Origin of the sequence: uncultured Roseobacter sp., assembly GCF_947501835.1 — a bacterium.
GTDB lineage: Bacteria > Pseudomonadota > Alphaproteobacteria > Rhodobacterales > Rhodobacteraceae > Roseobacter.
On record NZ_CANMXR010000002.1, the window covers coordinates 181,935 to 194,381 of the forward strand.

The 12,447-nt window shown below is 58.8% G+C and carries 12 protein-coding genes; 4 read left to right on the forward strand and 8 right to left on the reverse strand.

The window, feature by feature from the left end; translation table 11 throughout:
* Positions 1-126 precede the first annotated feature (126 nt).
* The 3 genes from Q1A20_RS04735 to Q1A20_RS04745 are packed head-to-tail and all read right to left on the reverse strand — an operon-like array spanning position 127 to position 2,859.
* Positions 127-1,308, reverse strand: a complete 1,182-nt coding sequence (locus Q1A20_RS04735; protein WP_299916158.1) for a CCA tRNA nucleotidyltransferase — start codon at positions 1,306-1,308, stop codon at positions 127-129.
* Positions 1,284-1,880 carry a CoA pyrophosphatase gene (locus Q1A20_RS04740; RefSeq protein ID WP_299916160.1) on the reverse strand — a complete coding sequence of 199 codons (597 nt, stop codon included), beginning with the start codon at positions 1,878-1,880 and terminating at the stop codon, positions 1,284-1,286. The genes Q1A20_RS04735 and Q1A20_RS04740 overlap by 25 nt, the downstream gene beginning before the upstream one ends.
* Entirely contained in the window at positions 1,870-2,859 is a 990-nt protein-coding gene (locus Q1A20_RS04745) for an Hsp33 family molecular chaperone HslO (protein ID WP_298968857.1), read from the reverse strand. The genes Q1A20_RS04740 and Q1A20_RS04745 overlap by 11 nt, the downstream gene beginning before the upstream one ends.
* Before the next feature lie 80 nt (positions 2,860-2,939).
* Between Q1A20_RS04745 and Q1A20_RS04750 the strand changes: the two genes are divergently transcribed.
* Positions 2,940-3,377, forward strand: coding sequence for an NUDIX hydrolase (locus Q1A20_RS04750; RefSeq protein WP_299401509.1), 438 nt, complete (start codon positions 2,940-2,942; stop codon positions 3,375-3,377).
* Here the strand turns inward: Q1A20_RS04750 and Q1A20_RS04755 are convergent.
* Positions 3,365-4,648, reverse strand: coding sequence for a SpoIIE family protein phosphatase (locus tag Q1A20_RS04755; protein WP_299401506.1), 1,284 nt, complete (start codon positions 4,646-4,648; stop codon positions 3,365-3,367). The two genes, Q1A20_RS04750 and Q1A20_RS04755, sit on opposite strands and share 13 nt — an antisense overlap.
* Positions 4,649-4,798: 150 nt before the next feature.
* On the opposite strand from Q1A20_RS04755, the gene Q1A20_RS04760 reads away from it, so the two are divergent.
* Positions 4,799-5,131 carry an Hpt domain-containing protein gene (locus Q1A20_RS04760; protein ID WP_299401503.1) on the forward strand — a complete coding sequence of 111 codons (333 nt, stop codon included), beginning with the start codon at positions 4,799-4,801 and terminating at the stop codon, positions 5,129-5,131.
* On the opposite strand, the gene Q1A20_RS04765 is transcribed toward Q1A20_RS04760, so the two are convergent.
* On the reverse strand, positions 5,128-5,940 hold the full coding sequence (locus tag Q1A20_RS04765) for an SDR family oxidoreductase (RefSeq protein ID WP_299401500.1): 813 nt from the start codon (positions 5,938-5,940) through the stop codon (positions 5,128-5,130). The two genes, Q1A20_RS04760 and Q1A20_RS04765, sit on opposite strands and share 4 nt — an antisense overlap.
* A gap of 9 nt (positions 5,941-5,949) precedes the next feature.
* Entirely contained in the window at positions 5,950-7,185 is a 1,236-nt protein-coding gene (ilvA, locus tag Q1A20_RS04770; RefSeq protein ID WP_299401498.1) for a threonine ammonia-lyase IlvA, read from the reverse strand.
* 133 nt (positions 7,186-7,318) lie between these two features.
* Between ilvA and Q1A20_RS04775 the strand changes: the two genes are divergently transcribed.
* Complete coding sequence (locus Q1A20_RS04775; RefSeq protein ID WP_299916163.1) at positions 7,319-8,536, forward strand: argininosuccinate synthase; 1,218 nt, start codon at positions 7,319-7,321, stop codon at positions 8,534-8,536.
* Between the two features lie 6 nt (positions 8,537-8,542).
* Here the strand turns inward: Q1A20_RS04775 and Q1A20_RS04780 are convergent, their stop codons facing one another.
* On the reverse strand, positions 8,543-9,238 hold the full coding sequence (locus Q1A20_RS04780; protein ID WP_299401493.1) for an HAD family hydrolase: 696 nt from the start codon (positions 9,236-9,238) through the stop codon (positions 8,543-8,545).
* Positions 9,239-9,429: 191 nt separating this feature from the next.
* Between Q1A20_RS04780 and msrA the strand changes: the two genes are divergently transcribed.
* A complete protein-coding gene (gene msrA / locus Q1A20_RS04785) occupies positions 9,430-10,092 on the forward strand; it encodes a peptide-methionine (S)-S-oxide reductase MsrA (RefSeq protein WP_299401491.1) in 663 nt (220 codons plus the stop codon).
* Between the two features lie 7 nt (positions 10,093-10,099).
* Here the strand turns inward: msrA and Q1A20_RS04790 are convergent, their stop codons facing one another.
* The gene (locus Q1A20_RS04790) at positions 10,100-12,355 is read right to left on the reverse strand and encodes an NADP-dependent malic enzyme (RefSeq protein ID WP_299401488.1); all 2,256 of its coding nucleotides are present in this window, start codon (positions 12,353-12,355) and stop codon (positions 10,100-10,102) included.
* Positions 12,356-12,447 lie beyond the last annotated feature (92 nt).

Genomic DNA, 12,447 nt, shown 5'->3' on the forward strand with positions numbered 1-12,447 from the left:
TGCGCTGCAGGGCCGAGATGAGATTGGTTATGACGGCCTCAGCCGAACCAGATCCCGCGATACATTTCGTATTCCTCCTTGTTCATGCAGATTGTTTACAAAAAGGGTGCCGTTTTGTCGACCACTTCATTTCAGTGTCATCAATTCTTCACGTGTCAGCCGGAAATCCGAGGCGATCCATCGCCGCTCCAGCAGGGCCAGACGGGTGCCCAGCGCCTTGCCTTTGAAAGCAGGCATCAGGTCCTTTGCACGCACGGGAAACTGCTCCTGAGATGCAGATCGCAAGGGCTCAAGGGCAGTGGGCTCAAGCATCTGATTGGCCATAGCGGCCCGTAGAATAAGCACGCCAAATGCGATCTCCGTGCCCTGCCGATAGGCAATTTCCGGGATCGGCGTGGCATTGCCGATTTCATCCCGCAGGGCATCAAGAACCTTGGTGTCCTTACCACTCAACCGCAGTCGATCAGACACGTCCTGACCGCCCAGCGCTGCCAGCCTGTACCGCCAGTTTGGGGTGAGGCTCAGTGCCGCTTCTAGATGAATGACCGGGCCGAGAAAAGTGATGTCGCTGCCAGGCAAAACGCGCGGCAATGCCCCCGCCTGCTGCATCGCTGCGACCGCGGGCGCAGGATCGGGTGCCGCCAGAAACCGGCGCATTTCTGCCCCCACGCGTTCGGCAGATAGCGTTTCCAACCCGGCCGTATTTCGAGCGATGGCATCCAAGGCATCCGCGTCAAAGCCCTGCGTAGGATCGGCATACCATGCGTGAAACCGAAAAAACCGCAGGGCGCGCAGGTAGTCTTCCTTGATCCGTGCATCGGCGTTTTCAATGAAGCGGATGCGGCGGGCCAGACAGTCCTCGATGCCTTGCCCCAACGGGTCGACAACCTCCCCCTCCGGCGTCGCGTAAAGCGCGTTCAACGTGAAATCGCGACGCGAGGCATCTTCAAGGATATCGTCAGAAAATGCCACAACGGCCCGACGACCATCGGTTTCGACATCCCGGCGAAAGGTGGTGATCTCAAATCCGGTACCCTCTGACACCACGGTGACGGTGCCATGGTCGATGCCTGTTGGCACAACTTTCAGGCCCTTGGCTTTGGCCAGCCGCGTGACCTCATCCGGTGGGGCATTTGTCGCCATGTCGACGTCGGAGCCCTGCAGATTCAGCAGCGCATCGCGCACGCAACCACCGACAAAATAGATCTCGGCGCCTTCCGCGCGGATTGCCTGACAGACAGATTGAACTGCGGGGTCCGTCAGCCAGGGGGTCTGCGGCGGGATTACAGTGAGATCTGGTCTGTCCATGCCCGCAACATACGCGCAGTTGCGCCCCAGATGTAATAGGGGCCGTAGGGCACGGCAAAGTAGGAGCGTCGGGTGCCGCGCCAGCGTCGCGATTCAACCACGTAGTTCTCCGCCCGCAGGACATGGCTCAAAGGTACGGAAAACACTTCGTCCACTTCGCCCTGCTCCGGACGGATCGCGAAATCTTCGTTAACGAAACCAATGACAGGCGTCACGATGAACCCGGTGACTGTTTCATGGGCGGGCAAAGTGCCCAATACATCGACCGTGTGAGACGGCAGGCCGATCTCCTCACGAGCTTCCCTGAGCGCCGCGGCAACGACATCCGTATCCGTGTCATCCTGTTTGCCACCGGGGAAAGCGATCTGGCCAGGGTGGTGTTTCAGAGCCGACGACCTTTTGGTGAGCAGCAGATGCAGGTCATCATTTTTGCGAACAATCGGCGCTAAAACACCTGCCGGCCGCAGTTTGCGACCGGCAGGCAAAACCGTTTCCGGATTCAGGTCAAAATCGGACGACGGACGCCCCGGGCGCCCCAACGCGGCGCGCAGGATGTCCAGTTCAGGCGTCATTGCCACCCTGTTCAGCCTCAAACCCGACCGAAGCCGGATCAAGATCATAATGCGCCCCGCAAAACTGGCAATCCGCTGTGACGCGACCCGCATCGGTGGTCATCTTTTCAATGTCCCGCGCCGAATAGATCGACAGGCTCTGACGCACACGGTCCTCGGAGCAGGTGCACCCGAACTGCACGGATTGCGCGTCATAGACACGAGGCTGTTCCTCGTGAAACAAGCGCAACAACAGATCGTTCGGTGCCAATTTTGGCCCGATCAGTTCCAGCTCCTCGACCGTGTCCAACAGGATGTTCACCCGGTTCCAGTTTTCCGCCTCATCGCCCTGGACCAGATCCGCCGCAGACAGTGTTTCGCCGGACCCATCCCCTTCGGCCACGAAGGGAGACGCCTTGGGCATGTGCTGCAGCATCACGCCCCCGGCGCGCCAATGCTCGGCGACACCCGGCTCAGTAGACGTCCCGAAGCTGAGCGAAAACCGCGTCGGCAGCTGTTCGGACTGCGCAAAATAGGTTTCGGCGCAGGCCGCAAGCGACGTGCCCTCTAGCGGTGTGATCCCCTGATAGGGCGTCATGCCCTTGCCCTGATCGATCATAATCGCGAAATACCCTTCGCCAATCTGATCAAAGGCGGGCGCGTCGGTCAAACGATCCGCATCATAGCTTGCGTAGGCTCTGATATGCGCGGGATCCCCTGCCTTTTCGGGCCCATAGTAGTCGGTCGCGATCATGCGCACCGCACCCTTGGACTGGACCTGCAATTGCAGCTTCCAGCGCAGCTTGATGGTCTGCCCGATCAGCGCCGTCAACAATGCCATCTCCGCCACCAGCGCTTCGACCTGCGGCGGGTAATCATGCTGCTTCAGGATGCCATTCAACGCACCATCCAGCCGTGCAACGCGGCCGCGAATGTCGCTGGCATCAAGTTGAAAGGGCAGGACCGTATCGTCCCACGCGATCTGGTGTCCGAGTGTCATGGGGTTTCCTTATCGCCAAGGGGTTGGCATACCGGCCCCATATAAACGTCTTGTGAGCGATGAAAAGAGGGGCAGCCAGAATGATGATGCGCGTCGGCCATGCGCCAGTTGCAGATCAGAAGTATGTCCTGCGTCCCGGAGCATATGCAATTTTGCCGGTGTCCGGGGGTGTCTTGTTGACCGCACAGATCGCAGAAGAGGTGGACATTCAGCTTCCCGGCGGCGGCATCGATCCAGGCGAAAGCCCGATCCGGGCGCTGCATCGCGAAGTTCTGGAAGAGACCGGTTGGCGCATTGGCAATCCGCGCAGGCTTGGCGCTTTTCGGCGGTTTGTTTATATGCCCGAATACGGCATTCTCGCTGAAAAAGTGTGCCACATCTTCGTGGCGCGCCCGATCTACGAATTGGGTCCGCCGTCCGAAGCCGATCACGAATCTCTGGTGCTGTCTGCCGATGACGCGGTTGACCTTCTGGGCAATGACGGGGACCGGATGTTTGTGAAGCGTTATTTCTTCTGATCCATTCCAGTGTATTCAAATAGCAGACCCGACACATCGTCGGGGAACTCGGACAGGCCGGAGATTTCAGTCAGCGACCACATCAGCGATTCGAACAAGGCCGGCCCCGCCACATCGTGCAGTTTTGCCAGGATCTCTTCCAAACCATCCTCGCCAAGGAAATTGCCCTCGGTAGAGGGGCATTCGGTCACCCCATCCGATAGAATCAATAACCGGTCCCCGGGATAGAGTTGCATTTCGAATTGAGAGAACGTCACACCGGACATCAGACCCACCGGGAACCCGCCAGATCCATCCTGCTCCAACGCACCCGATTTGCGTTGAATCACCGGATGCGGGTGGCCCGCCTGGCCGATCACCACCTTGCCGGTCCTGAGGTCGATATCCGCCAGCATCAGCGTGAAGTAATGCTCCGTCTCCATCTCGTCGAGAACCAGCTCATTCAGCGTTTCGATGGCCTCTTCAGGCGGGCGCGATTGAAAACTGCCATCGGGCAATTTCTCCAATGCGATGTTCTGATCCAGCGCACTTGCAGACAGATACCCCGCCAGCCGCGCCGTCATCAGCGCCGAGCTGATGCCATGACCGGACACATCGATTGAATAGAGCCCCAGGTGCCCTTCTGCGGCGGGGTAAAACCCCACCAGATCGCCACCAACATGGCCGCTGGAGCGCAGAAACAGCGATAAATCACCGCCATCGAAGGATTTGAACCGTTCCGGCACCAAAGACTGTTGCAGCTGCTTTGCTTCGATCAAATCGCTGTCGAGCGAATCGTAGAGGCGCTGCAGCTCATCCAGTGTTTCGGTGATCACCGTATTCTTGAGCGTCAATTCACGCTGCATCTCCAGGATACGTTCCCCGGCGGTCATGCGTGCCCGGAGCTCATGGCCATCAACCGGCTTGGTCAGAAAGTCATCCGCACCCGCATCCAGACCTTCGGCAACTTCGTTCTTTTCGCTCTTGGAGGTCAGTAAGATGAAATAGCTGTAAGCGTCGCCCGACATCTCGCGAAAGGCTTTGCAGAACTCAATGCCCGACATACCCGGCATCATCCAGTCGCTCAAAACCAGCTCGGGGGCATGATCCGCGCAAACTTCCATCGCGGCTTCGCCGGAATCTGCCTCGATAACCTCATATCCCCAACGCTTGAGCGAGCTGGACAGAATCTTGCGCTGCAGCCGACTGTCATCGACAACCAGCACAAGCTTCGGCCGATCCGACGTGTCGGTCTCCTCTGTGCCATCCTGAAGTGTTGGGTTTCCAGTCATCAAAGTCTCTGCTCAAATTATTTTACGTCCATAGACCGACAATGCTTAAGGTCCGATGAAGCCAAAAACTCTGCTCAAATTCGCCCTATTTGGTCACGGACTTTTAGGACCTTGCGATGATACTTGCGTATCAGATCAATGGAGGTCGACATGATTGATTGGGACAGAGTTGCGACGCTGCGCGAAGAAGTCGGCGCAGAGGATTTTGACGAGGTCGTCGAACTATTCCTGGAGGAAGTCGACGCGGCGATTGATGAATTGTCCATCAAGGAGAATCAGACAGCTCTCGAAGAAAAGCTGCATTTCCTGAAAGGCAGCGCGCTCAGCCTTGGGTTTGAGCATTTCTCCGGGCTGTGTCAGGTCGGCGAGTCGGCGCTGTCACAGGATTCCAGCGCTGCCGTTGATATCGATGAGATTTTGCAATCCTACCATCAGTCCCGCGGCGTATTTCTCGATGAGATCTCGCTGAAACTGGCGAGCTAGAGAATTCTGTACAACTCGGCAACACGCTCAGCCCCAAGTTTCGCCAGCGATTTGGCGCGAAGCCTTTGCATGCCTTCTATCCACCCATCGTGATTCTGCGCCCGCATCTCGGCAAAACGGGCAACTTCCGGATGCGGCAGGATACGAAATTGTCCGGCCTCGACCCCCTTCAGGATTGATTGCGCCACCTGCTCTGCCGTCAGCAGCCCGGGCTGGGTTTGCGCATCGGCATCCTGCAATCCGATCAACGGCGTCGCCACATATTGCGGGCAGACCACCGAAACCCCGATTCCGGCATCGCCATGGGTGATCGCCAACGACTCCGCAAAACTCACCGCCGCCTGCTTGGTCGCCGAATAAGCCGCATCACCAATTTGGTTCAGCAGTCCCGCCGCGGAGGTGACATTGATGAAATACCCGGATCCGCGCTTCAACATCTGCGGCAGCAGGGCGCGCGCAGCATAGACATGCGCCATTACATGAACCGACCAGTTGCGCATCCAGACATCATCGGTCGCTGACGCCGCATGATCCGGTTGGCCATGAAAAACGCCTGCGTTAGAGACATATATATCGATCTCTCCAAACTTTTCCGACACGGATGTAACAAGGCTTTGGACCCTGCTTTCGTCGGTCACATCGCAGGGAATTCCCAAACACCCGATGTGCGCGGCCGCCGTCTGAACCGCTTCAGGATCAAGGTCGACAATGGCGACCTTCGCGCCCTTTGCGCTGAGCAAAGCGGCCAGGGCGAAACCGATACCGCTGGCCCCGCCGGTGATCACAACCGTTTTGTTCGAAAACTCCATGCGGCCTCCTCAGATGACAAATTGTGCCAGCGTCTCGTCATTGGTGATGTCGGTATAGGTGAACCCGACAGCGTCCAGTTCGGACAGAAAACGCGCGAAGTTCTCAGGCCGGGTGGTTTCGATCCCGATCAGAACAGACCCGAAATTCCGGGCGGATTTTTTCAGATACTCGAAGCGCGCGATGTCGTCATCCGGACCAAGAATATTCAGGAATTCCTTCAACGCGCCGGGCCGTTGCGGCAGACGCAGAATGAAATACTTTTTCACCCCGGAGTAGCGCTGCGCCCGCTCTTTGACTTCCGGCAGACGTTCGAAATCGAAATTGCCGCCAGATGCAATGCACACAACGGTCTTGCCCCTGATCTCCTCCGCAAGGTCGGAAAGCGCTTCAATCGCAAGCGCGCCAGCGGGTTCCAAGACAATGCCTTCGACATTCAGCATCTCGACAATCGTGGTGCAAATGCGATCTTCGGAGAGATGAATAACATCACGCGGCGCCACACCTCTGAGCCGGTCAAAGGTGCGCGCACCCAGTTTGGCCACGGCGGCCCCGTCCACGAAACTGTTGATTGGTGACACATCCACCGGCGCCCCCTCTTTCAACGCACAGCCGAGGCTCTGCGCCCCCGTCGGCTCGACAAAGGTATAGGCGCAACTATCCCCAAAGAAACTGCGCACACCTGACGACAGGCCGCCACCGCCAACAGGCAGGATAATCCGGTCCGGGATACGCCCAAGCTGGGCTTCTATCTCGACGGCGACCGATGCCTGACCTTCGATGACATCCTCATCGTCAAAGGGAGACAGAAAATGCGCGCCCGCCGCGGTGCAAAAGGCCTGGGCTTCGGACAACGTGTTGTCAAAATAGTCTCCAACAAGGCGAATCTCGACGTGTTCGCCCCCAAACATGCGGGTCTTCTGGATTTTCTGCTGCGGCGTTGTGACCGGCATGAAAACAACACCCTGCACCCCGAAATGCCGACACATGAAGGCCACGCCCTGCGCATGATTGCCCGCACTGGCACAGACAAACACCGACTTTTCCGGGATCACCTTGCGCATCGCATTAAACGCGCCGCGCAGCTTATAGGATCGCACCGGGCTGAGGTCTTCGCGCTTCAGCCAGATATTCGCACCGAACCGGTCGGAGAGATGATCGTTGCGCAGGAGTGGTGTGGGTGGAAAAACAGCGCGCATTTCCTGCTCGGCAGCGCGCGCGGCCTGGACGAAATCACTCGGGGCCATGCGCCCACTCCTTCAGGTTTACCGGGTTGACGATCAGTAGGCCCACGCGTGCACGTGGTCAACGCGGTTCAACCTTGCTGCGCTGGTTAAAACCCGGTATCGGCAGCACGCATAGTGACGAAGGAAGATATCAATGGCTGCGCCCAAAAAAGTTGTGCTCGCTTACTCCGGTGGCTTGGATACGTCGATCATTCTGAAGTGGTTGCAGACCGAATACGGCTGCGAAGTGGTGACCTTCACAGCCGATCTTGGGCAGGGCGAAGAGCTGGAACCCGCGCGTAAAAAAGCCGAACAGATGGGCGTCAAGCAGATCTATATCGAGGATGTGCGCGAAGAATTCGTGCGCGATTTCGTCTTCCCGATGTTCCGGGCCAATGCGGTCTATGAGGGGCTCTATCTGCTGGGCACCTCCATTGCCCGTCCGCTCATTTCCAAACGTCTGGTCGAGATTGCTGCAGAAACCGGCGCGGATGCCGTGGCGCATGGGGCGACCGGCAAAGGCAACGATCAGGTCCGGTTTGAGCTGGCCGCCTACGCGCTGAACCCGGAGATCAAGGTGATCGCGCCCTGGCGGGAATGGGATCTGTCGAGCCGTACAAAACTGCTTGATTTTGCTGAGAAAAATCAGATCCCCATTGCCAAGGACAAACAGGGCGAAGCGCCGTTCAGCGTCGATGCCAACCTGCTGCACACCTCTTCTGAGGGCAAGGTCCTCGAAGATCCCGCCGTGGATGCGCCGGAATATGTCTACCAGCGGACGGTGAGCCCCGAGGACGCGCCCGATACGCCGGAATACGTCGAGGTCGGTTTTGAAAAAGGTGACGCGGTCAGCATCAATGGCACCGCCATGTCGCCCGCCACGATCCTGACCAAGCTCAACGGACTGGGCGGCAAACACGGGTGTGGGCGCCTTGATCTGGTCGAGGGCCGCTTTGTCGGCATGAAATCCCGCGGCATCTATGAAACGCCCGGCGGCACGCTCCTGTTGGAGGCGCACCGCGCGATTGAATCGATCACGCTGGACCGCGGGGCGATGCACCTCAAGGACGAGCTGATGCCGCGCTACGCCGAGCTGATTTATAACGGGTTCTGGTACAGCCCCGAGCGCACCATGCTGCAGGCCGCGATTGACGCCAGCCAGACCCATGTCACAGGCACCGTGCGCCTGAAACTCTACAAGGGCCACGTCCGGACGGTGGGGCGCTGGTCCGATCACAGCCTCTATTCTGAAGCCCATGTCACGTTTGAGGACGATGCCGGTGCCTACGATCAAAAGGACGCCGCGGGCTTTATCCAGCTCAACGCGCTGCGCCTCAAGCTGCTGGCCGCGCGGGATCGTCGGTTGAAGTAATTGGAATCACGTCAGTTTGTGGCATTCCAGGGCTTGGTAGTACGGCAACGCATCTTGTAAAAGCGGCGTCAAATCAGGCTCTAGCTTGGGCATGTCTCCTTCAGCACCAGCGAATCCGGTACTTTTGTGCACTGCGGCGTACCAGTGTTTCGCCCAAATGCCGTCTTCTGCACGCGGCCCGGCTGGCCACGCCAACATTTCCGGATCAAACGGCAGATCGATCGCCGCGCATAGGGTACGCAGCATGCGCTCGGGATCTGCGCGAATGTCAGTGCTGTCAATGACGATCCCGCCCAACTTCTGATAGAGCGCATGCTGCTGCACAAACCCGATATCCTCCAGCGTCGGCGCCTCTCGCTTCGCGGCATAGCTGGCGATGACACGGGCGGGGTGGCGGATCAGGTGTACGTTCACGCAGTCCTGCGCCCAGTCCAGCGGGAACCCCCCCAGCATGTGGTGCGGCATGTGTTTCATATAGAGATGCGGCGTCGCCACAGATGCAGCACATTGCGCGGCGACGGCAACTGGATCGTTGGGCTGGCTGGCCAATATGGCATCCCGCATCGGGTGATCCGCACCGGACTCCGCAAGATGGGCTGCGTAAAACGGCTCATCCATCACGGTGAAGTCGCGCCGAGCACCAAAGCTATACATCATCGCTGTCGACAGGTTACGCGGCCCGGACCACATCGCAAGGCGCATTAGCGGTGACCCCAGAAGGCGAAAATTGTTTCAACAGGCACCGCGCGCCCTCCCTGATGTTTCAATTCACGCTAAAAACAAGAGCATAAAATGCCAAGCCGTAAACTGTCTTCACCAGCCCGTGACATCGCAGGCTCGTGAATTGCGGCGCGGGTGTCCGGTCTGCATTCTGAGGCCAAAGGAGACGCGATATGCTCAAATATGACACGCTGAAATCCATTGCACTGGCCGGCATGATTGCCTTTGCCCTGACCACCCAAGGTCACAAAGCAGAAGCCGCCGATCTGGAAACGCTCACGGTTGCAGGGGGCTGTTTCTGGTGCGTCGAAGCTGATTTTGAGAAGGTCAAAGGGGTCAAAGGCGCTGTTTCCGGTTTCGCCGGGGGTACAGTCCAGAACCCAACATACAAGCAGGTCACCGCTGGCGGGACCGGCCATTATGAAGCGGTCCAGATCACCTATGACCCCAGTGTGGTTGACCAGAGAACCCTGCTGGATCTCTTTTTCCGGTCCGTTGATCCAACGGATGCCGGCGGTCAATTCTGTGATCGCGGCGAAAGCTACCGAACGGCCATTTTTGTCGATGGCCCCGCAGCAGAGAAAACCGCAAAGGCTGCGAAGGCAAAGGCCGAAGCCGATCTTGGCCAACGGGTTGTGACACCGGTCTTGCCAGCAGGCGAGTTTTACCCCGCGGATGCCTACCACCAGGATTACTACAAGGGTCGGCAATTGGTGATCACCCGCTTTGGGCCGAAACGCCAGGCATCGGCCTATAAAGCCTACCGCGAGGCCTGTGGTCGGGACGCGCGCGTCAAAGAGCTTTGGGGCAGTGCGGCGCCATTTGCGGGCAGCTGACCCGCGGTTATCCGACCTTACAGGCCGCCAGCACAGCCATGTTGAGAATGTCGTTGGCGGTCGACACCGTGGAACAAATCTGGATCGACCCGTCGACGCCTGCGAGGATCGGCCCGATCACCGTAGCCCCCGCCATCTCCTGCATCAGTTTTACCGAAATGCTGGCCGAATGCCGCGCAGGCACGATCAGGATATTGGCCGGCCCCGTGAGCCTTGAGAACGGATAGGCGTCCTGCGCGAGCGTGTTCAGCGCCACATCAACGGTCATCTCCCCTTCGTATTCGAAACTCACGCCGCGCTGATCCAGCACATCCGCCGCCTTCGCCATTTTCTCTGCCCGCTCGGAGACCGGATAGCCGAAGGTAGAAAAGCTGACGAAAGCCACGCGCGGTTCCAGCCCCATGTTCTGCGCCACCGTGGCGGCGCGCTCGGCGATGTTGGCGAGGTCTTCTTCATCCGGCCATTCGTTCACGATCGTATCGGCGATGAAGACGATCCGACCCTTGTTCAGAACAGCGGTGATGCCAGCCACACCATGTTCCTTATCGGCGTTGAAGACGTGGTTGATCCGGTCCAGGATATGGGCCGACTTGCGCGTCGCACCCGTGACAAGACCGTCCCCGTGGCCGTGCTGCAGCATCAGCGCCGAGAAGACATGCCGGTCGCGCGCGGCCAGCCGGTGAATGTCCTGCGCATCAAAACCGCGCCGGTGCAGACGGTCGTAGAGGAACTGCTTATACGTCTCTAAATGGTTCGTATTGGCAGCATTGACGATTTCGACCTCGCGGTGGGCATCTTCCAGACCGGCCGCTTCGAGCTTGCTCTTCACGTCGTCTTCGCGACCGACGACCAGCGCTTTGCCAAGCCCGGCCCGCTGGTACATGACGGCAGCACGCAACACGCGCGGATCGTCGCCTTCGGCAAAGATCATCCGCGCCTGATTAGCCCGGGCGCGCGCATTGATGCCGCGCAGGATGCTCGCCGTCGGATCCATGCGCGACTTCAACGACAGCTCATAGGCCTCCATGTCGATGATCGGCCTGCGCGCCGCCCCGGTGTTCATCCCCGCTTGCGCCACGGCAGGCGGCACCCGGTGAATGAGCCGCGGATCAAAAGGTGTGGGAATGATATAGTCCCGCCCGAAGGTCAGGTTTTTGCCGTAGGCCAGCGCCACCTCATCGGGCACATCCTCACGCGCCAGATTGGCCAGCGCATGGGCGCAGGCGATCTTCATCTCGTCATTGATGGCGCGCGCGTTGATGTCCAGCGCCCCGCGGAAGAGATAGGGAAAGCCCAGCACGTTGTTGACCTGATTGGGATAATCGCTGCGCCCGGTGGCCACAATCGCATCGGGACGTACCTCATGCGCTTCTTCCGGGGTGATTTCCGGGTCCGGATTCGCCATCGCGAAAATCACCGGGTTTTCCGCCATGCTTTCGACCATGGCCTGGGTCACCGCGCCCTTGACCGACACGCCCAGAAACACATCCGCATCCTTCATCGCCTCTTCCAGCGTGCGCAGCTCCGTGGCCACCGCATGGGCAGATTTCCATTGGTTCATCCCCTCGGCGCGGCCTTGATAAATGACGCCCTTGGTGTCGCACATGATGCAATTCTGATGCTTGGCGCCCATGGCTTTCAGCAATTCCAGACAGGCAATGCCCGCCGCGCCCGCCCCGTTCAGCACAATCCGGACGTCTTCGATTTTCTTGCCGGAAATATGAAGCGCATTCAAAAGACCCGCCGCGCAGATTACCGCCGTCCCGTGCTGGTCATCGTGGAAGACGGGAATGTCCATTTCTTCCTTCAGACGCTGTTCAATGATGAAACATTCCGGCGCCTTGATGTCTTCCAGATTGATGCCGCCAAAGGTCGGGCCCATCAGCTTGACCGCGTTGATAAAGGCGTCGGTGTCTTCGGTGTCCAGTTCGATGTCGATGCTGTTCACATCGGCAAACCGTTTGAACAGGACAGCCTTGCCCTCCATCACCGGCTTGGAGGCCAGCGCGCCCAGATTGCCAAGGCCCAGCACCGCCGTGCCGTTGGAAATCACCGCCACCAGATTACCCTTGTTGGTGTAGTCATAGGCGGTCTCGGGGTTGGCGAAAATCGCCTCGCAGGGCACGGCAACCCCAGGCGAATAGGCCAGGCTCAGATCACGCTGTGTGGTCATCGGCACGGTGGCCGTGATTTCGAACTTGCCGGGGGTCGGTTCCAGATGGAAGGCCAGCGCCTCTTCGGGCGTCACGCGGGTTTTTGACATGGGACTGGGGCCTTTACTGATGTTCCGAGCGTGTAACCTCTAGCCCAGCGCGCGCGCCGCCTCAAGCAGACAGCATTTGAGGCTTTTACCTC